We start from the raw sequence: 23,151 nt of genomic DNA on the forward strand, positions 1-23,151 counted from the left end.
CGGCGAAGCTCAAAAGGTCGTTCGCACGGGCGCATGTCCGGCCGCCCATCCCCTGGCCCACATTCTTCCCCGCGACTCCTCGAAATCACAATGCCCGCATACCGTTCCAAAACCTCCACCGCCGGCCGCAACATGGCGGGAGCGCGCTCGCTGTGGCGCGCCACCGGCATGAAAGACGAAGACTTTTCGAAGCCGATCATCGCCGTCGTCAATTCGTTCACGCAGTTCGTTCCCGGACATGTTCACCTGAAAGATCTCGGTCAGCTCGTCGCGCGCGAGATCGAGGCGGCGGGCGGCGTCGCCAAGGAATTCAACACCATTGCGGTCGATGACGGCATCGCCATGGGTCACGACGGCATGCTGTATTCGCTGCCGAGCCGCGAGATCATCGCGGATTCGGTCGAGTACATGGTCAACGCGCACTGCGCCGACGCCATGGTCTGCATTTCCAATTGCGACAAGATCACGCCGGGCATGTTGATGGCCGCCATGCGCCTCAACATTCCGGTTGTCTTCGTGTCCGGCGGACCGATGGAAGCCGGCAAGACGCATCTTGCCAATCCGAAGACCAAGGCAATCGAGTTCAAGAAGCTCGATCTGGTCGATGCCATGGTGATCGCCGCCGACGCCTCCTACTCCGACGCCGATGTCGCTGAGGTCGAACGCTCCGCGTGCCCGACGTGCGGTTCGTGCTCGGGCATGTTCACGGCCAACTCGATGAACTGCCTGACCGAAGCGCTCGGTCTGTCGCTGCCGGGCAACGGCACGGTGGTCGCCACGCACGCGGATCGCGAGCAGCTTTTCAAGCGCGCGGGGCGCCGTATCGTCGGTCTGGCGCGGCAGTATTACGAGCACGAGGAAGACCGCGTGCTGCCACGCTCGGTCGGCTTCAAGGCGTTCGAAAACGCGATGACGCTCGACATCGCCATGGGCGGCTCGACCAACACGATCCTGCACTTGCTGGCCATTGCACGCGAGGCGGAAATCGACTTCACCATGGCGGACATCGACCGCCTTTCGCGCGTCGTGCCGCAACTGTGCAAGGTCGCGCCGAACACGAACAAGTATCACATCGAGGACGTGCATCGCGCGGGCGGCATCATGGCTATCCTCGGCGAACTGGATCGCGCGGGCAAGCTGCATACCGACGTGCCGACGGTCCACGCGCACACGCTCAAGGACGCGCTCGACGAGTGGGACATCAAGCGCAATCCCGACGATGCCGTGAAGACCTTCTACATGGCCGGTCCCGCAGGCGTGCCGACGCAAGTGGCGTTCAGCCAGAACACGCGTTGGCCGAGTCTCGATACGGATCGCGCCGAAGGCTGCATCCGCTCGTATGAACACGCGTTCTCGCGCGAAGGCGGACTGGCGGTGCTCACGGGCAATATCGCGCTGGACGGCTGCGTGGTGAAAACGGCTGGCGTGGACGAGAGCATTCTGGTGTTCGAAGGCACGGCTCATGTCACCGAATCGCAGGACGAGGCGGTCGAAAACATTCTGAACGACAAGGTCAAGGCGGGCGACGTGGTGATCGTGCGCTACGAAGGTCCGAAGGGCGGACCCGGCATGCAGGAGATGCTTTATCCGACGAGCTACATCAAATCCAAGGGGCTCGGCAAGTCGTGCGCGCTTCTCACGGACGGGCGTTTTTCGGGCGGCACGTCGGGCCTGTCAATCGGTCATTGCTCGCCCGAAGCGGCGGCGGGCGGCGCTATCGGCCTCGTGCGCAATGGCGACAAGATTCGCATCGACATTCCGAATCGCACTATCGACGTGCTGCTGTCGGATGACGAGCTCGCGCGCCGCCGCGAAGAGCAGAACGCCCGAGGCTGGAAGCCGGCCGCGCCGCGTCCGCGCAAGGTATCGACCGCGCTCAAGGCTTACGCCAAGCTCGTGATGTCGGCGGATAAGGGCGCGGTGCGGGACGCTTCGCTGCTGGACGATTGAGGTCGTCGCGGGCTTCGGCGGCGGCGTGCGGTGCTGCCGCGCAAAGCCCGCGATGTATCAAGGCGTGATCCCGTCGACGCCATTGGCCGGTTGCTCCGGCCGTGCGACCGCGCGGGCCGCGTAGGATTCGACCGCCCGGTACGCCACCGTCGAACCCGCAATGCCGAGCGCAGCCGGAATCAGAAAGTCCTGGCTGAAACGCGTGAATTCGATCATCAGCACGATGGCCGTCAACGGCATCTGCATCGATGCCCCCAGGAACGCTGCCGCCCCCACCACAGCGAACGCGCCAAGCGACGTTCCCGGCCAGAGCACATTCCACACGCTACCGAGAATCACGGCCAGCAGCGCGCCATTCGTAAGCCCCGGCGTGAGCAGACCGCCCTCCGCGCCCGCGCGCAACGTAATCACTTCGACCATCACCTTGAGCACGAGCAGCACGGCGGCGAGCCCGAGCGTCATCTGATTGTCGAACGACAGGCCCGCCGGCCCCTTGCCGTTGCCGACGAGTTGCGGGAAATACATGGCGAGCGCACCGATCATCGCGAAGTTGATGAGTGCAAGCACCGGCAATGCATTGCCGCGCGGTGCGGCATTGCGCGCCGCCGATGTCAGCCGCACGAACACCCAGGCAGCGACGCCGAAAAGCGGCCCCGTGACCACGGCCCACACGACGATCTGCGCATTGAAGGCGAGCGCGGGCAACCGATACTGATGTTCATCGCCGAGACCGACCCACGCTACCAGCGCGCCGATTGCCGAGGTCGCGAACGCCGCCGCGACGATGGACCATTCGAAGGTGCCGAGCAGCACTTCGAGCACGAACACCGCGCCGCCGAGCGGCACGTTATAGACCGCCGCGAGCCCCGCACCCGCGCCGCACGCCACCATGATGCGCGACTGCGCGGGCGTGAGTCCCGCGTAATGCGCGAGCCATCCCGCCCATAGCGAACCGATCTCGCGCGGCGCGACTTCACGGCCGAGCGGCGAACCCATGGCTACCGTGACGATCTGCAACACCGTATGCGCGAGCGTGCTGATCACCGGCATACGCGGATCGTCCGATTTGACGGCCTTGCGGATACTCACGAGCGGCTTGCCGAAGCGATACACGCACCACCAGCCGATTCCCGCCACGAGACCGCACAACGTAAGCACGACGAGCCGGCGCTCGGGTGGCGCGGCCGTCACGCCTTCGAGAAAGCTCTCCCGGCTGATGACCGCATCGAGGCTATAGCCGAACGCGATGTGCTGGATGGCGTGCAGCAACAACGCGAGCAACATGCCGCCGATGCCCGCGCCCACACCCACGAGCACGGTCACGACGATAAACCTGCTGGCCGAAGCCAAGCCGTTGCCAGGCGAAGTCGGTGTCATCTCGGTCACGTTGAGCGCAAAAACCATAGAGTATCGCGCCTGACTTGCAGGCTCTCCGAACCAAGCGCGTTGTTTTTCTATTCGCACGGCTTTGCGCGATTCACTGACGTGTTGGCGAGAGACCGTTAGTAGCTATTTTGGGATGAAGAAAAGCCGGGCCACGATGAATGGACCCGGCTTGCATCACTTCGCTTCGAACAATCTCGCGATAGGCAAGGTATGCGCGTAGACCGCGCCCGCACGCAGAATGATCGCGACCGCGTAGGCTTCTTCGAGCGCCTCGGATGTGACGCCTGCTTCGATGGCAAGCGCGTGCAGCGACCGCCGCAACGGCTCGTGATTTTGCGCTTGCGCGACAGCGGCGGCGGTCACGAGGCGTAATTCACGCGGCAAGGTATCGTCGCGAAAGACGGTGCTTGCGAACGTATCGCGGCCCGCGCCGATAGCCGTGCCGTTGATCACCGACTCGCGTTGTTCGAACGTGAAGGCGGCATCGATCTTCACTTCACCGCGCCCGAAAGTCTCTAGCGCCGCAGCGATATACGAAGCGGCAAGCAACTCATCGAGCGACGCACCCAGGCGCTTCGCGATCTCCGCGTGATGCTCGATACAGTACTCGCAGCGCGTCACCTGTCCCACCGCCACAGCGACCAAATGTTTGTCGCGGCTCGACAGACGACCGTCGCTCCAATGCGCCTGCGAGAGACGGCGAAACGCCCCAGCATGCGCGTTACGTGATTCGAGCGCGGCGAGCGCGCGGACATCGGCTTGATGAGTCATGTGCGATCCGTTCGATATGAAAGCCAGGCGAGACACGAAACGTACACCATTCTTCGTGGCCGCGCAGCGCTCATCCGCCGCACCGATGCGAAGCATGCTACGTCATATGCACAGCACTTTTTATTGGTTCCTCACGTGGCGAGTCGTTGCTATCGTTCGCGATCCCGCAAGGTGCTCGCCCTGTCTTGCAGCGGCCATCTACCGCAACATCGAATCAACACTACGCAAATATCGCGCAACATCACAACAAGAGGAATCGCACGTGTCGACCAGCACAACACTCAGGCTCTGGCAGCGTTGGGCGCGCCCGCTCGCATTCGTGGCGCTCATCGCGGGATCGAGCCTGGCTCACGCAGAAACGCCCAAACGCGGCGGCACGCTCACCGTCATCTCGCAGCCCGAGCCTGTCATTCTGACGGCAGCACTGAGCACGTCTTCGCCGACGGGAACCTTCAGCACCAATGTCTTCGACGGCCTCATCGAATACGACAACGACTTTCATCTCAAGCCGGGACTCGCGGTCAAGTGGGCGCTTTCGACCGACGGCAAGACGCTCACGTTGAATCTGCGTCAGGGCGTGAAGTGGCACGACGGCAAACCCTTCACTTCCGCCGACGTGAAGTGGACGCTCGAAAACGTGTGGAAAAAATATCATCCGCGCAATCAGGCTCTTTTCGCCAACGCGGACCGCGTGGATACGCCGGACGATTACACCGTCATCATCCATTTTTCGAAGCCATCGCTTGCCGTGCTGAGTTCGCTCAACAGCAACGGCGCGCAAGTGTTGCCGAAGCATCTTTATGAAGGCACGGACGTCCTCAACAATCCGTATAACAACAAGCCAGTGGGCACGGGTCCGTTCATTTTCCGCAAATGGGTGAAAGGCGACTACATTCTGCTCGAACGCAATCCGGACTACTGGGACAAGGGCAAGCCGTATCTCGACAAGGTGATCTATCGTGTGATTCCCGATGGCGGCGCACGCACCGCCGCGCTCGAAAAGGGCGAAGTGCAATACGCGCCGCTGAGCCCCGTACCCGCTCGCGACGCGCAACGTCTCGCGAAACTGCCGAACCTCAAGGTGGAAACGAAGGGTTATGAATGGCTCTCGCCGTGGCTCTTTCTCGACATCAACAACGATCGTCCTCAGTTGAAGGATGCGCGCGTGCGGCAGGCGCTTTATCTGGCCATCGATCGCAATGCATATAACCGCGTGGTGTGGTCAGGCTTCGGCAAACCAGCGGTGAGCCCTGTCGTATCGACGCTCAAGGAATTCTTCGAGCCCGACGTGCCGCAGTATCCCTACGACATTGCAAAGGCCAACTCGCTGCTCGATACGGCCGGTTACAAGGCAGGCCCCAACGGTACACGCTTCAAGCTGACTATCGATTATCTGCCGTACGGTGACGAGTTTCTTCGCAGCGCGGAGTTCATCAAGCAAGCGTTCAAGAAAATCGGTATCGACGCGGATATCCGCAATCAGGACACGCCGACCTACACGCGCCGCATTTACGGCGACCGCGATTTCGACGTGACGATCCAGTGGTACGCAGGCTTCTCGGACCCGCAGGTGGGCGTGACGCGCGAGTATCAGTCGGACAGTATCGGCAAGAACATTCCGTTCACGAATGGCTCGGGGTATCGCAACGCCAAGGTCGATCAACTGATTCGCGATGCGCAAGCCTCCGGCGATCAAGCCGAACGCGTAACGCTTTTCAAAGCGTTCCAGCGTCAGGTGCAGACCGATCTGCCGTCGCTGCCGCTGCTCGAACTGCACTTCTTCACGGTGCAATCGGCCGACCTCAACGATACGGTAAGCGGCGTCGATCAGGTCTATGGCTCGTTCAAGAACGTGTGGTACACCGACCCTTCGAAGCATGAGTGAGCTCATCGCGACCGATACGAAGCGCACCGCGCGATGGCTCTCCATCGCGTTGAGTCGGCTCGGGCAACTCGTGGGCGTCGTGCTCGGCATCGCGGTCGTCAACTTCTTCCTGCTTCGGCTCGCCCCCGGCGATGCCGTGCAGGTCATCGCGGGCGAATCCGGCGGCGCGTCGGCGCAATACGTCGCCGCGTTGCGTCAGCAGTTCGGGCTCGATCAACCGCTCTGGGTGCAGTTTGCAAAGTACCTCGGACATCTTGCGCGCTTCGATCTCGGCTACTCGTTCCGCGAAGGCATGCCCGTCGCGCAGCTCATCTGGAACCGCGTGCCCGCCACGCTTTTGCTGATGGGCAGCGCAGTGCTGATAGCGGCCATCGTCGGACTGCTGCTCGGCGCGCTCGCTGCATGGTACGCGGGACGTTTCGTCGATGTCGTCATCTCCACGCTTTCGCTGCTTTGTTTCGCCACGCCGCTTTTCTGGACCGGGCTCATGCTGGTGGTCGTGTTCTCGGTGTGGCTCGACTGGCTGCCGGTCGGAGGTATGCAGACCATTTCATCTGAGCTCACAGGCTGGGCGCATGTGCTGGATGTCGCACATCATCTTATTCTTCCCGCTGTCACGCTCGCGCTTTTCTACGTCGCCACGTATGCGCGTTTGATTCGCGCGACCGTCATCGAAGTACGTCGCGAAGATTATGTGCGCACCGCTATTGCGCGCGGCGTGCGGCCGTTGCGGCTCTTTCGCGTGCACGTGCTGCGCAATGCGCTCATTCCGTTCGTGACGATGCTCGGCATGCAGATCGGCTCGGTGATCGGCGGCGCGGTGGTGGTCGAAACGGTGTTCTCGTGGCCGGGGCTTGGGCGGCTCGCTTTCGATGCGCTCGTGCGGCGCGATCTCAACGTGCTGCTCGGCGTGCTGCTGTGCAGCTCGATTCTCGTCGTCCTCGTCAACTGGGCCACCGACGCCATCAACCGCTGGCTCGACCCGCGCATTTCCTGAGAACCGCACCATGTCCCAACTCTCCGCGCTGCAAAAGCCTCGCCGCTGGCATGCCGCTCTGCGCTTTCTGCGCGCGCCTTCCGCGTTGATCGGCGGCGTGCTGCTCGTGGCGATCATCGCGGTCGCGCTCTGTGCGCAGTGGCTGCGTCCCGGAGATCCACTAGAACTCGTCGCCGAACCATTTCTGCGTCCGGGGCAAGATGCGGCGTTTCCGCTCGGCACCGACATGCTGGGCCGCGATATCCTCTCGGGATTGTTGTATGGCGCACGCGCCTCGCTCGTGATCGCCGCGGCTTCGACGTTCATCAGCGTCGTCATCGGCGTGGTGGCGGGCCTTTTCGCCGGATACTTCGGCGGCTGGCTCGATCGTGAAATCAATCGCGTCACCGTGTTCTTTCAGACGGTGCCGCCGTTTCTGTTCGCGCTCGCCATCGTCGCCATCGTGCAGCCTTCGGTGATGACGATTGCGCTCGCTATCGGCGTGACTTCGTGGCCGAACCTCGCGCGGCTGGTGCGCGCGGAAACGCAAAAGCTGCGGCACGGCGAGATGGTGCAGGCAAGCATCGCGCTTGGGGCGAGCGACCTGCGCATCATCGTGTCGGATGTCTTGCCCAATACGATGACGCCCGTGCTCGTGTCATCGACATTGCTGGTTGCCACCGCCATTCTCACGGAGTCCGCGCTGGCGTTTCTCGGGCTTGGCGACCCAAACGTGGCGAGCTGGGGCAACATGGTCGGCGCGGGCCGCGAAGTGCTGCGCACGGACTGGTATATCGCGACCTTGCCGGGTCTTGCTATCGTCGTCACGGTGCTTGCGCTCAATCTGCTTGGCGATGGTCTTGCTTCCTTGTTCGGCTTGCATGCGGAGCGTTGACCGCTCAACTGCTTATGCGGCGATGGAATCGCTGCCCGCAATCTGTCGCTGCCCCGCCACCGATGCAATGAGCGTGCGCGTGTAAGCGTGCTTGGGCGCGTCCCAGATCTCGTCGTGCCTGCCGCTTTCGACGATGCGTCCATCTTTCATCACCAGCACGCGATCCGCCATGTAGCGAACGACAGCGAGATCGTGCGAGATGAAGAGCATCGACAGACCGAATTCATCCTTCAGATCGCTGAGCAAATTCAGTATCTGCGCCTGAATGGAAACATCGAGCGCGGATACCGGCTCGTCGCAGATCAGAAGCGCCGGTTCGAGTATCAACGCCCGCGCAATGCCGATGCGTTGCCGCTGCCCGCCCGAAAACTCGTGCGCATAACGACGCGCCGCGCCCGAAGGCAAACCGACTGCATCGAGCATCTTCATGATCCTTGCGTCGCGATCGCGGGTAGGAACGGTGCCCTGAACATCGAGCGCGAAATGCAGAATCTGCCCTACCGTCTTGCGCGGGTTCAACGATGCATAAGGGTCCTGAAACACCATCTGCATCTTATGCCGATGCGGCGCCAGCTCACGCCGCGTCAGCCGCGCGATATCGACGCCATCGAGCACGATGCGTCCGGCATCCGGCGTCAAAAGCCGCATGATGGTGCGCGAGAGCGTGGACTTGCCGCAACCCGATTCGCCGACCAGACCCACCGTCTCGCCACGCGCGATATCGAAGGAAATATCGTGCAGCACATGACGCGTGCCACGCGCTGTCGTGTAAGCCGTGTCGACCTTGTCGAGCGAGAGCAGCGGTCTTGCATCGTGGTCGATGGGCCGTGCCGAATGCGCCGCGCGCGTCGGCACATGTAGCGTGAAATCCGTCGTGCCCGTGGCCGAAGCGAGCGCGCGAATCTCCGGCAAGCGCGCCTCGCGATAATGCTTGTCGGCCGAGAGATGCAGCGCCGCGCCGCGCAGTCCACGTGAATAGGCATGACGCGGATGATCGAGCACGTCGCGCGCCGAACCCTGTTCGAGCGCCTCGCCGCCATGCATCACGACTACGCGATCCGCCCAGTCGGACACGATACCCAGATCGTGCGTGATGAGCAGCAATGCCATCGAAAGATCGCGCCGCAAGTTATCGAGCAGACGCAGGATGCCGGCCTGCACGGTGACATCGAGCGCCGTGGTGGGTTCATCGGCGATAAGAAGCGCGGGCTCGCAAGCGATGGCTGCGGCGATCATCGCGCGCTGGCGTTGTCCGCCGGAAAGATGATGCGGATAGTCGTCCGCCCGACGCGCGGGTTCGGGAATGCGCACAAGATCGAGCAGTTCGACGGCACGCTTGCGCGCAGCGGCACGCGACATCGATGTATGAAGAATCAGCGCCTCGGCGACTTGTGCACCAATAGTCAGCACGGGATTGAGCGAAGTCATCGGCTCCTGAAAGATCATCGACATGCGGCGGCCACGCAGGTCCGCGAGCTTGCGTTCCGGCGCCGATAAAAGATCGATGCCATCGAAGAGCGCCGCGCCGCCGGTCTTCGCATGCTTCGGCAGAAGGCGCATGAGCGACATCGCCGTAGTGGACTTGCCGCAGCCCGATTCGCCGACGAGCGCCACCGCCTGCCCCGCCGCGATGTCGAACGACAGCTTGCGCACCGCGCGATGCGCGCCGTAGTCGACATCGAGGTGACGCACTTGAAGAAGCGGAGAAGTGGAGTTGCTGGGCATGAGACGCGGATAAAAGCCAAAGCCTCGAAAGTAGCGCAGCGCCGCCAAAAATAGAACCAAGCACTTCTGCTAAGAACATGCATGGCATTGCTAACCCGGCCCCATAAGCCGCGGTTGGGTCACTTGTGCAGAAGATGAAAGGCAGTGTTATGTTGCCGGCAAAGATGCTCGAAGATAAGCCCGCACTCACTCCTTACCCGGATCGAAAAACGCCATGCTGATGGAAGACTCGACGCTCGAACGCGCCACGCCCCTGACCGACGACAAAAACTCGTCGCTGCGTCAGTGGCTCGCGGTCGCCGCCGTGACGATTGGCGCGTTCGCGTTCGTCACCACTGAATTTTTACCCGTTGGATTGCTTCCTCACGTCGCGCACGACTTGAACATTCTCCCCGGCGTGGCGGGATTGATGGTGACCATTCCCGGCATCGTCGCGGCCATTTCCGCACCCGCTTTGATGCTCGGCGCGGGACGCATGGACCGGCGGCATGTGTTCCTGTTGCTCACCGCGTTGCTCTTGTGCTCGAACCTGCTGTCGGCGTTCGCACCGAATCTCGTTGTCATGCTGCTTGGCCGCGCGCTTCTGGGCGCCGCGCTCGGCGGCTTCTGGACGCTCGCGACATCGGCGGCGGGAAGGCTCGTCGAGGCGAAAGACAGTGCACGCGCAATGGCCGCCATTCTCACCGGCGTGACGTGCGCGACGGTCATTGGCGTGCCGCTCGGTACGTTCATCGCGAGCGTGGCGTCTTGGCGCGTGTCGTTTCTGGCGACGGGAGGGCTCGTTGCCGTCGCGCTCGTCGCGCAGTGGTTGCTCGTGCCTTCGTTGCCATCGGCTGCGGCTTTGCGCTTCGGCGATCTCACGGCGCTTCTCAAGCACTCGCATCCGCGCAGAAGTCTTTTGATGGTGGCGCTCGTCTTCGGCGCGCACTTTTCTTCCTACACGTACGTAACGCCCTTCTTGCTCGGCGATGCACACCTCGACATGGCGACGGTCACGTGGCTTCTGCTCGGCTTCGGCATCATCGGGTTCTTCTCGAATTTCGCGGCGTCGTCCGCCGTGCAGCGCAATCTCAAGGGCACGCTACTCACGATGGTGTCGCTCCTCATGTTCGCGCTGCTGCTAATGCCGATCCTGCGGCATTCGTCGCTCGCGGTCAGCGCGGTTGTGCTGGCGTGGGGTATTGCATTCGGCGCGCTGCCGCTTTGCTTCAGCATGTGGATTCAGCGCGCGACGCCCGAGCATCCGGAGGCGGGATCGGCGCTTTTCGTGAGCATCATCCAAGTGGCGATTGCGATGGGCTCGTTCGTCGGCGGCGCGGTCGTCGATCGCGCGAGCATTCCGACGGACTTCATGGTGGGCGGTGCGCTGGCGTTGCTGGGACTTGCGACGCTTGCAGGCATCGGCTCGGAGGCACGGCCTGTTGCCGCGGCTTGCAACGTGCCGTGCGAGGAATGACATTCAACCCATGAGCCACGAGGCGCACGCGGGAAACATCGAAGCCGTCCCGCGTGCGAATCACATCACCCGCGCTTACTGACCTGTGCCAAAAGCCTGCTGCAAGCGCGTCCCCGCATACTGCTGCGCATCTTTCGCCTTCTGCACCACAGCCGCCGTGCCGAAGAACTCGTGCGTCACGCCGTCATAGACGCGACGATCGACCGGCCCGTTCACCGCTGCAATCGCCTTCTGCAACTGCGCGCCATCGTCACGCAAAGGATCGATACGCGCGTTGATGATGGTGACCGGCGGCAAGCCCGCGAGATTGGCGTGAACGAGGTCGAGACGCGTGTCCTGCTTGTCGGCCGGCGTGCGCAAGAGCTTGTCGAGGAACCACGCGATCATCGGCTTGTTGAGCGGCTTGGCCACTGCGTTCTCGATATACGACTCCGTGTTCATGCTGCCCGTTTGCGCCACCGGATACACGGCGATCACGGCAAGCGGCTTCGGCGCATTCGCATCGCGTGCGGCGATGGCCGTCGCGACCGCGAGATTGCCGCCCGCGCTTTCGCCCGCGAGCGCAAGCCTCTTCGGGTCGCCGCCAAGCGAAGCGGCGTGGCTTGCCACCCACTTGTACGACGCGAAGGCGTCATCCCACGCGGCGGGAAACCGCGCCTCGGGCGCACGCCGGTAATCGACCGATACGACGATTGCATTGGCCGCCTTCGCAAGCCCACGCGCGCCGCCGTCATAAACCTTGCGGTCCGCGATTACCCAGCCGCCCCCATGAAAATACGTCACGACGGGAAACGGGCCATTGCCTGCGGGCTTGTACACCGTCGCGGGCAAGCTGCCGGCCGCGCCCTGCACGGTAATGTCGCGGCTCGTGACGCCCGGCACCAACGCTTGCGGCGAAGTGCTGCGACCCTGCGTCTTCAGCACGGAGTTGACGGCATCGGCGATAGTAGGTTGAGCGCGCGCCGTCGGCACATCGACCTTCTCGATGGCCTTCGGATCGAGTGCCGCATAAGCGTCGAGCACGGTCTTCATGTCGTCATCCGCGCGCACGGCCGCGGTTGCATTGGCGACCGCGTTCGCCACGGGTGACGGCTTGTCCGGTGCGCTGTTGCATGCTGCAAGAGAGAACGACAAGCAAGCAGCCACACCGAATGCGGCACGACGCATGAGTTTCGGGACGGGCGTTCGAAGGGTGGGTCGGACGTTATGATCGAGGTCGAGGTCACGCATAGGTGGGCTCCGTAGGCAGTCCGCGCGTGGCTTCGCGAGAATGTTTTCGCGAATGTGCAAGACGCGGTTAATGCTATTTTTGTGAGAGAAAGTGCTCGTCATGCGAAGGCTTTCAACAGTGCCTTAGCTCGTAAGCAAGAGCAGACGTTGTTCCCGGCAAAGCCATACGTGGAAGGCATTGAACCGTCCACGTCTTGTCGAACGCGCGTTTGCTCCGGTCGCAAGACGATCAAAACCTAAAGGGAAGCGAGACATGGCACAGGGGCCGAACGCGCATCGCGTCACGCAGGAAGCAGCACAAGATGGCGGACGCTGGCTTGCCATCGGCGGTCCGATTGTCTTTTTGCTTTTGTGGTCCGCGGGCTTTCCCGTCGCCAAGACCGGCCTGCACTACGCCTCGCCGCTCACGTTTCTCTCGATACGCTTTGCGCTCAGCATCGCGGTGCTCATCGGCGTATGCGTGTTCAGACGGCCGCTCTGGCCAAGCGACATGCGAAGCTGGCGTTACCTGGTCGTCATGGGTCTGCTCGTGCAGGTGATGTACTTCGGCCTCAGCTATCTGTCGATGACAGCGGGCATTGCAACGTCATGGCTTGCGCTGATCGTTTCGTTGCAGCCGATACTCGTGAGCGTGCTTGCGCCATCGCTGACCGGTGAGCGTATTGGCGTGCGGCAATGGCTGGGCTTGATACTCGCGCTCGGCGGCTCGGCCGGCGTGATCCTGTCGCGCGGCACGCTGCACGCATCGGCACTCGGGCCGGTATTGCTCGCGGTGGGCGCGCTAATCGGCATCACGGCCGCGATGTTGTACGAGAAACGCGCGGGCACCGCGCAGGACCCGCTCACGTCGAACCTCGTTCAATATTCAGTGGGCTTCGCGTGCTGTGCGCCGATGGCATTCTTCTTCGAGCGCACGGAAGTGCAGTGGAACCCGACGCTCGCCGTCACGCTCGCTTATCTCGTGATCGGCAACTCGCTGATCGCGATCACGCTGCTGCTCGCATTGACACGCGCCGGAAAGGTGTCGCAAGTAGCGGCGCTGTTCTTCTTCGTGCCGCCCGGCGCGGCAATCATGTCCTACTTCATTCTCGGCGAAGTGTTGCCGACAATGGCCTGGTGGGCGATGGGCGTCGCCGTTCTCGGTGTGGCCATCGCGACGTGGAAAGGTCGGGGCGCCAAAAACTAGCGCGCCTCGAAGCGCACCACGCAACGTGCAAGTCAGTTTCGTTTTGCAGCGACGACCGCGGCCGTATCCGTATCGCGTGTCGAACCCTTCGCCGGACGGCCAGCCCAATAACCCGCGAGCATCGAGCCCGAGAGGTTGTGCCACACGGAGAACAAGGCGCCGGGCAAGGCCGCTATCGGCGTGAAATAGAGCTTGCCGAGCGTGGCCGCGAGCCCTGAATTCTGCATGCCCACTTCGATAGCGAGCGTGCGGCACACGGCCTCGTCGAAGCCGAGCAAGCGGCCGCCCCAATAGCCGCTCAGGAGCCCGATGCCGTTATGCATCACCACGCCGAACGCGACCACGAGCCCGACCGACGCAATACTCTTTTGCGTCCCGCCAACCACGGCGGCAATGATGAGCAAAATGGACACCATCGACACGAGCGGCAGCAGCCATTCGATCTTGCGCACGAACTTCTCGAACAGATGATTCACGATAAGTCCGACCACGATAGGCAGCGCGACAATCTGCAGGATGCTAATCAACATGCCGTGGACATCGACCGAGATCGACGCATCGACATAAAGGCGCGTGAGCAGCGGCGTCGCGAACACGCCGACGAGTGTCGAGAGCGCGCTGATGGTCACCGACAAGGCGACGTCGCCGCGCGCCAGATAAATCATGACGTTGGACGCCGTGCCGCTCGCCACGCTGCCAACCAGCACCATGCCCGCCGTCAGATCGGGCGGCATGTGCAACGCCTTTGCAATAACCCACGCGGCAAGCGGCATGACGAGGTAATGCAGCACGATGCCCGCGATTACCGGCGCGGGGCGCGTGAAGACGCGCCGGAAGTCGTCGACGGAGAGCGTTACGCCCATCGACAGCATGATGATGGTCAGGAGCGTGGTGACATGCGGCGCAATGCCCGTGACGGACGAAGGCGAATAGTAGGCGGCAACGGAGACCAGAACGGCCCAGAGCGGAAACAGGCGGGTGATGCGGGCAAGCATGAAAGGCGGTCCTTGAATGTCGTGGCGTGTCGTGGTCTGTCGATGCGGGCGAAAAACGTCGAATTTTAACCGGCACGGGCTAAGGTCTTCTGAAAATGCTTAATTGGGCCAGACTTTTTCGAAAAACAGGTTTTAGGCTGTTTTTACTATTTACAGTCTAAAACTTGTTTTTTGCTTTAACAGGTCATAGACTGTAGAAACGCTTAACAGTCTTAAGACTGTAGGGATCTTCGTGGACTATCCGGTAAAGACGCTCAGCCAATTGCGGCCCATTCTCAAAGGCTTTCGCAAAGCCGCCGGGCTGACTCAGGCAAGCATGGCCGCGCAATTGGGCGTGACGCAGCAGACCTATGCGCAACTGGAAGCCAATCCCGCTGCGGCAAGCATGGAGCGCATGTTCAAAGTCTTGCGCGTGCTGGGCGTCGAGATGATGCTGACGGATGGCGTCATAGCGGACGAAGCCCCGCCCATCACGAAGAAAATCGCGGCGAAGGCAACGTCGGCGCGGGCCAGAGCCGCGAAAAAGCGGGAGAACTGGTAAGCATGGCGCGCCGCACCGACCCGAACCGGCTCGACCTTTGGATGAACGGACTGCCCGTCGGCCACTGGGAATCCAGCACCGGTGGCGAGCGCCTCGTCTATCGCGATGAGTGGATTGCCGACCCGCAAGGCCGTCCTCTCTCGCTGTCGCTGCCGTTCACGCCGGGCAATCAGCCGTATCGCGGGCAAGTCGTCGCGAACTTTTTCGACAACCTTCTGCCCGACAGCGAGCCAATCCGCCGTCGCATTGCCATGCGTTATCGAACGGGCGGCACGGCGCCGTTTCAGCTGCTCGCACAGTTGGGTCGCGACTGCGTCGGCGCCCTTCAAATGCTGCCGCCCGGAGAGACGCCGGTCGATCTCGAAAGCATAACGGGACGCGCGATGAGCGAATCGCAGATCGCCCGGCTGCTGCGCGAAACGACCGCCACGCCGCAACTCGGACAACACGAACCGCTCGACGACCTGCGTCTCTCGATAGCAGGCGCGCAAGAAAAGACCGCCCTGCTTCGGCGCGGCAAGCAGTGGCTATTGCCCGAGGGCAGCACGCCGACCACGCACATTTTCAAATTGCCGCTTGGGCTCGTCGGCAACATGCGAGCGGACATGCGGACATCGGTGGAGAACGAATGGCTTTGCTCGAAGATCGTCGCGGCATTCGGGCTGGCTATCGCGCGGTGCGAGATCGAAGTCTTCGAAGAACAGAAAGTGCTCGTCGTCGAACGGTTCGATCGCCGTCTGTCGAGCGACAAGCGCTGGATTTTGCGGCTCCCGCAAGAGGATATGTGTCAGGCCACCGGCACGCCCGCGCTACAAAAGTACGAAGCGGATGGCGGACCGGGAATCGGCCATGTCATGGAAGTGCTGTCGGGCTCGGGGCGCGCGGCCGACGACCGGCGCGACTTCTTCATGGCGCAGTTGGTTTTCTGGCTGCTCGCCGCCACCGATGGTCACGCGAAGAACTTCAGCATCGCGCATCTGCCCGGCAATCGTTATGAATCGACGCCGCTTTATGACGTGCTGTCCGCGCATCCGATCATCGGACGGGGACGCAATCAGCTTGCCGCGCAGCGCGCGAAACTCGCCATGGCCGTGCATGGCAAGAACATTCATTACGTCATCGCCGAGATTTTGCCGCGTCACTGGATCGCGCAAGGGCGCACAGTCGGACTCGCCGCGCCGGAAGTCGAAGCGCTGATCGCCGAAGTCACGGCGCGCACCGAACAAGTCGTCGATGAAGTCGCGAGCGTGCTGCCCCGCGACTTCCCGATGGACATTGCCGAAGCGATTTTCAACGGCATGCGGCGTCTCTGCAACAAGCTCGCAGGCTAGCCGCCCGCGCCCGTCACGCGCCACACGGTATTGCCGGCATCGTCCGCAAAGACGAGTCCGCCGTCCTTGTCCTGAGTTAGGCCGACAGGCGCGCCGCGCAGTTCCTTCTCATCATCGGAAACGAAGCCTGTTACCACGGGCTTGGGCGTGCCTACAGGCTTGCCGTTCTCGAACGCGATATACGTCACCGCATACCCCGACAGCGGCGAGCGATCCCAACTGCCATGCTCGCCGATAAACACGCCACCGCGATACTGCGCCGGCAAATTGCTGCCCGTATAGAACATCAGCCCGAGCGGCGCGACGTGCGAACCGATTGCGTAATCCGGCGGAATAGCCTTTGCGACGAGATCGGGACGCTGCTCCTTGACGCGCGTATCGACATGCTGGCCGTAGTAGCTATAAGGCCAGCCATAGAAAGCGCCATCCTTTACCGAAGTCAGATAGTCCGGCACGAGGTCCGCGCCAATCTCATCGCGTTCGTTGGCCACGGTCCAGAGTTGCCCCGTCTTCGGTTCCCATTGCAAGCCGGTCGGGTTGCGAATGCCTGCCGCAAAGATACGGCTCGCGCCGGTCGCGACATCCACTTCAAGCACGTTCGCGCGCCGATACTCCACGTCGAGTCCGTTCTCGCCGACGTTGCTGTTCGACCCGACGCCCACATAAAGTTTCTTGCCATCGCGGCTCGCGAGCAGCGCCTTGGTCCAGTGATGGTTCACGCGATCAGGCAGATCGGCGAGCTCGACGCCTTCCGCCGAGATGCTCGTTTCGCCCGTCGTGTACGGGAACTTGAGCAGCGCGTCCGTATCGGCGACATAGAGCGTGTCGCCTATCAACTGCATGCCGAAGGGCGAATGCAGATGGTCGATGAACACGTGCTTTTCCCATTCCCCGCTGCCATCGCCACGCTTTCTGAGCAACGTGATGCGGTTCGCGCCCTTCGATTCCTTGCCTGAGCGGCTCTGGACCATGCCCGCGATCAACTGCTTCGGCGTGGTGACCGGCTCCGCGTTCGGGCTGCCCGATTCGGCCACGAGAATGTCGCCATTCGGAAGCGCATACACCTGCCGCGGATGCTCGAGGCCAGACGCGATCTTCTCGATCTTCAGTCCGTCCGCGACCTTGGGCGTTTCGTTGTCTTTCCAGCCCGCGAACTTCGGGACTTGCATCGGCGGAGTAAAGAAGCTCTTGGCGGTAGGCAGTGGCGGATTCGCGCCAGCCTGATGCGCGCTGTCGTATTCGGCGTGCTCGTTGCATCCCGCAAAGAGTGCAGCAATAGAGAGCGCGATAACGCTCGTCAAAGTGGTTCGCTTAGTCACGAGCCGCCTCCTGGAAGCCGAATTTGTCGAAGGCAAGCGCGATATGTCCAACGCTCAACAGCACCACGGTGATAACCGAAAGAATCACGCCGAGCGGCACGATTCCATAACCGTCGCGGCTATGCACGAACGCGTTGACGACCGCCGCGATGATGCCGAGCAGGTTGAGCCAGAAGTCGAGCTTCTCGGTGCGCGTGACGACGTGGCGTGAGCCGAACCACACATGCCCGAGATTGATGAAGCGCGGAATGATCGCGAGGATGAGCCCCGTCGTGACGAGCCACGCGGCGCCCTTCGCCCAGAACACGTTGGCGGTGATGACGAAGATGATGTCGAAAATCAGCGTCCCGACGAAGAGTCCGTAGGGAATGGGATTGAGTAGATCGAAGAGGGCTGTCGCCGTCCGCGATCGATATCTCAGGCTGGTCGTGCTCATGAGTGAGTACCCCAAAAAAGATTAGGCAGTGGGCCGTGCATCGGTTGCGGAAGGCGGCGTGCATTGCCTTCTGACTCCGTATGAACAGCACATCACATGCCCGATTTTGGGGAACGCTTACATGATCGATTAGACAACGTGCACGCTCGCCACTTTGCAAGCGTGCCGTCAGGTGACAGTCGGCTATCGGTGTGTCACGGGTTCAGACGCCGCGCCCGAGATGCTTCAGTTCGAGCTGCGTAATGGTTCGCTGCAAGGCGCGCTCAGCGCAGCCGCTCAGGTCGATGAAGCGGCAACCGAGAATCGCGCGGCGCTCGCCGGTCTGCATGAGTTCGTAACGCGGCGCGGCGATCTCGAGGTCGACGCTCACTTCGCCGAATGCGCCCATCCGCAAGGTGACGCCTCGCCAGACTCCGCCACGTTCGGCGGTTTCGATGCGGTCATCGGAGACACGCAAGGCCACGCCGCCGAGCGAAAGGTTCTTTACGTCGAAGTGGAAGGCATTGCCGGCTTCGTCACGCCCGTGCGCGACGAACGGATTAACGAGCGGCGTCTCGACCCGGTAATACTGCCGCCGCTGCACGTAATACAGCAGCGTGGGCATCGGCGCTTCGAACGCGGGACGGCCATCGAAAAGCACTTTTACGGCCGGCCCGGTCGTGAATTCCGTCTGGATGCCCGATGGCTGGCTGCGCAACGTCAGGGCATCCGCGCGGGCAAGCGCGGCATTGCTGGAATCCGAGCAGCCGAGATCGAAGACAAAGCGCGCGCTGCGCGAATCGACGTCAAGGACCTGCGTCACGATCTGCCCGCCTTCGAATTCCACGGTGAGAAAGTCGCCGCGCGACAGAAGGCTGCGCAGGCAAAGCGCAATCTGCAACGGATGGCGCTGCGCATAGCATTCGTCGATAAGGGTCGCGGTACGGTCGGCGTCGAGACTCGGGAGGGTGGCGGCAATCATCTTGTTATCCGTGCGTTGTCTGGTTTTTATTAGCGCCAAGCCTCTCAGGTTGCTAGCGCTACGGTGCACACCAGACAATGCAGAGACCGTGCCAATTGCGGCGCACGGTCGCCGATCGCCTGCAAGCCGCGCCGGGCAAGGCTCGGGCGGCATGAGGAAACCAAAGCGATGGGCGCTTGCTACGTTACGCGGACCTCGCGTTACGGCCGCGCGCGGCGGATCACCGCACGCCGATATGCGGCGCGAGCGCGCGGAGCCAGAACGTCACCGCGACCGCGCCGCCATCGGGCGAACCCACGGCGCGCTCGCCCAGATAGCTTGCGCGACCCGCCCGAGGCGTCATGCTCGCCGTGGCCTGCGCGCCCTCTTCAGCGGCCGATAAAGCCGCTTCCCAGGCGTCTCGCGCGGACTTTCCTTCGTTCAATACCGCTTCGAATGTCGCCGATGCGGGGAACAGCGCGTCGAGCATGGTGCGGTCGCCCGCCTTCGCGCCGCCCAGGTCGCTGATGGCCTGCACCGCTTCCCTGAACGCGGCGGCCCAATCGGCCGGCTTCGGTTGCGCGACTCCCGCGAGATGGCGCGACGCGCGCAAGAGCGCCGTCGCGTAGAACGGGCCGGAGCTTCCCGCTATCGCCCGGCGCAAGGACGCGCCGAGCGCGGCAAGCGCGCCGTCCGGCGTGCCGAGCGCCGATCCCGGCACGCCGAGGATCGCGTCCGCCGCGCGTTTCATGCTCGCACCGAGATCGCCGTCGCCGGCGAGGGAATCGAGTTCGGTCAGGCGCGGTTCGTTGTCGATCAGCGCACGCGCCACCGACTGAAGCGCCGGCTCGATGACCCGCGCCCAGCCGCCGTCGCTTTCCCGCGCGATTCCGGGCCGCTCCGCGACGGTATCGGCCGCCATAGCGATACGGATTTCCCGTCCGACCGCGCCGCCGCCCGGCCATGCGCGCGATTCAGTCGCGGCATCGAGCAGACCGAGCGTCGCGTCATCGACACGCAACAGCGAAACGGAGCAGCCCGGCATATTGAGCGCCGACAGCAGCGTGCCCGACCATGCACGCTCGACGTGAATCTCGCGCCGCGACAGATTGTCGAAGGCGGCGCGCAACACGACATCCAGTTCCATTTGCGGCGTCGCGCCAAGGCCGTTCACGAGCAGTGCGACGCGCTCGCCGCTTTCGAGCGCGAGATCGTCGACGATATTCGTGAGCAGAACGTCGGTCAGTTGGTCGGCGGGAAGCGGCGCGGTGCGCTCCACGCCCTTTTCTCCGTGGATGCCGAGACCGAGTTCGATCTCGTCGTCGGCGAGCGTGAAGCTGGACTTTTCGACGCCCGGCAGCGTGCAGCCATCGAGCGCGACGCCCATGGTGCCGAGATTGGCCGCCGCATGGCGCGCGATCGCCGCGACCTCTTCGAGCGACGATCCGCGCGAGGCGGCCGCGCCCGTGACCTTGTGGATGAGCACGGTTCCCGCGATACCGCGCCGCTGATTGCGCGCGGCCTGTTTGCGCAGCGAGACATCGTCGGCCACGATGACCACTTCGACCGGAATGCCTTCCGCGCGCGCCAGTTCCGCCGCGAGACCGAAGTTAAGGCGGTCGCCCGTGTAGTTCTTCACGATCAGCACCGCGCCGCGCGGACCGGCACAAGCGCGGATCGCGGCGAGCACGGCATCCGTGGGCGGCGAGGTGAAGACTTCACCGCATACCGCCGCGCTCAGCATGCCCGCGCCGACATAGCCGCCGTGCGCGGGTTCGTGACCGCTGCCGCCGCCCGAGATGACGGCGACCTGCCGGTCCTTCGCCTCGTGCTGCGCGCGCTGTACGAGCACGTTTTCATTGCCGAGGATGGCTAAATGCGGCGACTGCCGCGCGACGCCTTCGAGCATCTCGCGCACGACATCGGCGGGATTGTTGATGAGCTTCTTCATGGCAGTCTCCTTGACGCGTTCGAGCGATGGCGACCATGTTAAACGACCGCGCCGCGAACGCTCGCGCGCTCTCATTCTTCTTTAATTCAGCCGCTCTACGATGCCTTCATCTGCTCGACAACGAATCATCCGACTGAAGGAGAAACGAAAATGACACTGCAAATGATCGTTCATGGCACGCCGGTCTGGGTCTGGCTGCTGCTGGCTTATCTGATTTCGCGCGGCGTGAAGGCAATGAAAGGCGGTACCACGCCGCTGTCCAAGCTGGCGATCATCCCGCTGATCTTCGCGGGCTTCGGCCTCGTGCATTTGGCTCACAATCCGCACGCGAGCCTCTTTGCGGTGAGCGCGTGGATCGTCGGGATTTTTGCGGGCATCGCGGCTGGCGTGTTCAACGCGACGCGCACGCGCTTTTCCGTCGATATGGTGGCGCGCACCGTCACGCTGCCGGGTTCGGTCGTGCCGCTCTTGCTGATCCTCGCCATCTTCGCCGCCAAGTTCTGGCTCGGCTTCGAGATGGCAACGGTGACGGATGCGGCGCTCCTCGGAACCTATGCGTCCATCGACGCACTCGTGTCTGGCGTCGTCGCCGGGATGTTCGCGGGACGCTTCATCACGTACTGGAAAGCGCTGCAGGCGCACCGCTTCTTGCACGCTTGAACGGCCGAGCCTCCTTCGTGTCGAGCAGGTTTTTACCCGACCTGCTAACCTCGGGCGACATTGAAAACCTGACGCGAAGGAGGCTGCAGCATGAGCGATTCACCCGAATACGTACCGCCCAAGGTCTGGACCTGGGACAAGGAAAGCGGCGGGCAGTTTGCAAGCATCAACCGTCCAATCGCGGGGCCGACGCATGACAAGGATCTACCGGTCGGCAAGCATCCGCTGCAGCTTTATTCGCTTGCCACGCCCAACGGCGTCAAGGTCACGGCGATGCTGGAAGAACTGCTCGCCGCGGGTCACAGTGGCGCGGAATACGATGCCTGGCTCATCAAGATCGGCGACGGCGACCAGTTCGGCAGCGGCTTCGTCCAAGCCAATCCCAATTCGAAGATACCCGCGCTGATCGACCACAGCGGCCCCAAGCCCGTGCGCGTGTTCGAATCCGGCGCCATCCTCCTGTATCTCGCGGACAAGTTTGGCGCATTCGTGCCGACCAGCGCGGCGGAACGCGCCGAGTGTCTCTCGTGGCTTTTCTGGCAGATGGGCAGCGCGCCGTATCTTGGCGGCGGCTTCGGTCACTTCTATGCTTATGCGCCGAGCAAGATGGAGTATCCGATCAACCGCTTCGCCATGGAGGTGAAGCGTCAGCTCGACGTGCTCGACCGGAGGCTTGCGGAAAGCCGGTACATTGCGGGCGACGAATACACCATCGCCGATATCGCCATCTTTCCGTGGTACGGCGGTCTCGTGAATGGCTGGATTTACAGTGCCGCCGAGTTTCTCGCCGTGCATGAATACGAGCATGTGCGACGTTGGGCCGATGCGATCGGTGCGCGTCCCGCCGTGCAACGCGGCCGCATGGTGAACCGGACCTTCGGCGAGCTTTCGACCCAGTTGCATGAGCGGCATGATGCTGGCGACTTTGAAACGAAGACGCAGGACAAGCTCGCGGTTAAGTAGATTTTTGGTCAAGTGCTTGCGCACGAAGGCTGTAACGTCGTTGGCGCGCTTCCTGCGTGCACGAAAATAAACCGCACAGGAAGCCGCCAATGAACCGCTATCTCATTCCCGCAACCGTCGCTGCAAGCCTGCTCTTGGGCGTGACCAATACCTCGCAAGCAGCCGGAAGCGCGGCAATATCTTCCATCGAACAGTACACATGGCACAAGCGTCTGCTCGTCGTTTTCGCCGATGACGTCAGTTCCGCCGCACTCGCGAAGCAACGCGCATCGGTTCAGGATGCGAGCGATGGCTACACGCAACGCGACCTGCAAGTGATCGAAGTAATCGGCAACGACGTGCAAGGCGCAAGCGATTCCGCCGATGCATTGCGTCGACGATACGGCGTCAAACCCGGCGCGTTTCGCGCGGTGCTCGTTGGCAAGGACGGCGGCGTGAAGCTCGAATCGCGCGAGCCGATTGCATCGCGCGAATTGTTCACGACCATCGACGGCATGCCGATGCGTAAGCAAGAGGCAGCGGGTAACGCGCCGAAGTCGTGATCGCCGTATGATC

19 protein-coding genes and 1 pseudogene are annotated in these 23,151 nt (G+C 62.6%); 11 read left to right on the top strand and 9 right to left on the bottom strand.

Going from position 1 to position 23,151, the window contains the following annotated elements:
* Positions 1-90: 90 nt before the first annotated feature.
* Positions 91-1,950, top strand: a complete 1,860-nt coding sequence (gene ilvD, locus ACYQ47_RS13010) for a dihydroxy-acid dehydratase (RefSeq protein ID WP_459905610.1) — start codon at positions 91-93, stop codon at positions 1,948-1,950.
* 57 nt (positions 1,951-2,007) lie between these two features.
* Here ilvD and ACYQ47_RS13015 read toward each other — a convergent pair whose 3' ends face one another.
* Positions 2,008-3,327, bottom strand: coding sequence for a chloride channel protein (locus ACYQ47_RS13015; protein ID WP_459905611.1), 1,320 nt, complete (start codon positions 3,325-3,327; stop codon positions 2,008-2,010).
* Positions 3,328-3,510: 183 nt separating this feature from the next.
* The gene (locus ACYQ47_RS13020) at positions 3,511-4,107 is read right to left on the bottom strand and encodes a carboxymuconolactone decarboxylase family protein (RefSeq protein WP_250494903.1); all 597 of its coding nucleotides are present in this window, start codon (positions 4,105-4,107) and stop codon (positions 3,511-3,513) included.
* A 262-nt stretch (positions 4,108-4,369) separates the two neighbouring features.
* Between ACYQ47_RS13020 and ACYQ47_RS13025 the strand changes: the two genes are divergently transcribed.
* The 3 genes from ACYQ47_RS13025 to ACYQ47_RS13035 are packed head-to-tail and all read left to right on the top strand — an operon-like array spanning position 4,370 to position 7,863.
* Positions 4,370-5,992, top strand: a complete 1,623-nt coding sequence (locus ACYQ47_RS13025; protein ID WP_310390940.1) for an ABC transporter substrate-binding protein — start codon at positions 4,370-4,372, stop codon at positions 5,990-5,992.
* Positions 5,985-6,989: an ABC transporter permease gene (locus tag ACYQ47_RS13030; protein WP_459905612.1), complete on the top strand. Its 1,005-nt coding sequence runs from the start codon at positions 5,985-5,987 to the stop codon at positions 6,987-6,989. Before ACYQ47_RS13025 ends, ACYQ47_RS13030 begins: the two co-directional genes overlap by 8 nt.
* 10 nt (positions 6,990-6,999) lie before the next feature.
* Positions 7,000-7,863, top strand: coding sequence for an ABC transporter permease (locus tag ACYQ47_RS13035; RefSeq protein WP_459905613.1), 864 nt, complete (start codon positions 7,000-7,002; stop codon positions 7,861-7,863).
* 12 nt (positions 7,864-7,875) lie between these two features.
* Here the strand turns inward: ACYQ47_RS13035 and ACYQ47_RS13040 are convergent, their stop codons facing one another.
* Positions 7,876-9,588, bottom strand: coding sequence for an ABC transporter ATP-binding protein (locus ACYQ47_RS13040; protein ID WP_459905922.1), 1,713 nt, complete (start codon positions 9,586-9,588; stop codon positions 7,876-7,878).
* 214 nt (positions 9,589-9,802) lie between these two features.
* Here ACYQ47_RS13040 and ACYQ47_RS13045 point away from each other — a divergent pair, with 214 nt between their 5' ends.
* The gene (locus tag ACYQ47_RS13045; RefSeq protein WP_459905614.1) at positions 9,803-11,044 is read left to right on the top strand and encodes an MFS transporter; all 1,242 of its coding nucleotides are present in this window, start codon (positions 9,803-9,805) and stop codon (positions 11,042-11,044) included.
* A gap of 75 nt (positions 11,045-11,119) precedes the next feature.
* Here the strand turns inward: ACYQ47_RS13045 and ACYQ47_RS13050 are convergent, their stop codons facing one another.
* The gene (locus ACYQ47_RS13050; RefSeq protein ID WP_459905615.1) at positions 11,120-12,274 is read right to left on the bottom strand and encodes an alpha/beta hydrolase; all 1,155 of its coding nucleotides are present in this window, start codon (positions 12,272-12,274) and stop codon (positions 11,120-11,122) included.
* Positions 12,275-12,527: 253 nt separating this feature from the next.
* On the opposite strand from ACYQ47_RS13050, the gene ACYQ47_RS13055 reads away from it, so the two are divergent.
* Positions 12,528-13,460 (top strand): DMT family transporter, encoded by a 933-nt coding sequence (locus ACYQ47_RS13055; RefSeq protein WP_244831816.1) that lies wholly within the window; start codon positions 12,528-12,530, stop codon positions 13,458-13,460.
* Between the two features lie 32 nt (positions 13,461-13,492).
* Here the strand turns inward: ACYQ47_RS13055 and panS are convergent, their stop codons facing one another.
* A complete protein-coding gene (panS, locus tag ACYQ47_RS13060; RefSeq protein WP_459905616.1) occupies positions 13,493-14,455 on the bottom strand; it encodes a ketopantoate/pantoate/pantothenate transporter PanS in 963 nt (320 codons plus the stop codon).
* Between the two features lie 232 nt (positions 14,456-14,687).
* On the opposite strand from panS, the pseudogene ACYQ47_RS13065 reads away from it, so the two are divergent.
* Both ACYQ47_RS13065 and ACYQ47_RS13070 read left to right on the top strand, forming a co-directional pair.
* Positions 14,688-14,877, top strand: a pseudogene (locus ACYQ47_RS13065) (helix-turn-helix transcriptional regulator); the annotation flags it as partial.
* A 121-nt stretch (positions 14,878-14,998) separates the two neighbouring features.
* Positions 14,999-16,327 (top strand): type II toxin-antitoxin system HipA family toxin, encoded by a 1,329-nt coding sequence (locus tag ACYQ47_RS13070; protein WP_459905617.1) that lies wholly within the window; start codon positions 14,999-15,001, stop codon positions 16,325-16,327.
* Here ACYQ47_RS13070 and ACYQ47_RS13075 read toward each other — a convergent pair.
* The 4 genes from ACYQ47_RS13075 to ACYQ47_RS13090 all read right to left on the bottom strand — a co-directional run bounded on the left by ACYQ47_RS13075 (position 16,324) and on the right by ACYQ47_RS13090 (position 20,973).
* Positions 16,324-17,646: a PQQ-dependent sugar dehydrogenase gene (locus tag ACYQ47_RS13075; RefSeq protein WP_459905618.1), complete on the bottom strand. Its 1,323-nt coding sequence runs from the start codon at positions 17,644-17,646 to the stop codon at positions 16,324-16,326. The two genes, ACYQ47_RS13070 and ACYQ47_RS13075, sit on opposite strands and share 4 nt — an antisense overlap.
* Positions 17,639-18,082 (bottom strand): DUF2231 domain-containing protein, encoded by a 444-nt coding sequence (locus tag ACYQ47_RS13080; RefSeq protein WP_244831820.1) that lies wholly within the window; start codon positions 18,080-18,082, stop codon positions 17,639-17,641. The genes ACYQ47_RS13075 and ACYQ47_RS13080 overlap by 8 nt, the downstream gene beginning before the upstream one ends.
* Positions 18,083-18,284: 202 nt before the next feature.
* Positions 18,285-19,043 carry a flagellar brake protein gene (locus ACYQ47_RS13085; protein WP_459905619.1) on the bottom strand — a complete coding sequence of 253 codons (759 nt, stop codon included), beginning with the start codon at positions 19,041-19,043 and terminating at the stop codon, positions 18,285-18,287.
* A 220-nt stretch (positions 19,044-19,263) separates the two neighbouring features.
* Positions 19,264-20,973 (bottom strand): dihydroxyacetone kinase family protein, encoded by a 1,710-nt coding sequence (locus tag ACYQ47_RS13090; protein ID WP_459905620.1) that lies wholly within the window; start codon positions 20,971-20,973, stop codon positions 19,264-19,266.
* Positions 20,974-21,123: 150 nt separating this feature from the next.
* Here ACYQ47_RS13090 and ACYQ47_RS13095 point away from each other — a divergent pair, with 150 nt between their 5' ends.
* The 3 genes from ACYQ47_RS13095 (at position 21,124) to ACYQ47_RS13105 (ending at position 23,138) form a co-directional block, all read left to right on the top strand.
* The gene (locus ACYQ47_RS13095; protein ID WP_244831823.1) at positions 21,124-21,633 is read left to right on the top strand and encodes a DUF6622 family protein; all 510 of its coding nucleotides are present in this window, start codon (positions 21,124-21,126) and stop codon (positions 21,631-21,633) included.
* Between the two features lie 90 nt (positions 21,634-21,723).
* Positions 21,724-22,596, top strand: coding sequence for a glutathione-dependent disulfide-bond oxidoreductase (gene yghU / locus ACYQ47_RS13100; protein ID WP_459905621.1), 873 nt, complete (start codon positions 21,724-21,726; stop codon positions 22,594-22,596).
* Between the two features lie 89 nt (positions 22,597-22,685).
* Positions 22,686-23,138 carry a DUF4174 domain-containing protein gene (locus ACYQ47_RS13105; protein ID WP_250527467.1) on the top strand — a complete coding sequence of 151 codons (453 nt, stop codon included), beginning with the start codon at positions 22,686-22,688 and terminating at the stop codon, positions 23,136-23,138.
* The last annotated feature ends 13 nt before the right edge of the window (positions 23,139-23,151 follow it).

This window comes from Caballeronia sp. HLA56 (assembly GCF_054655155.1).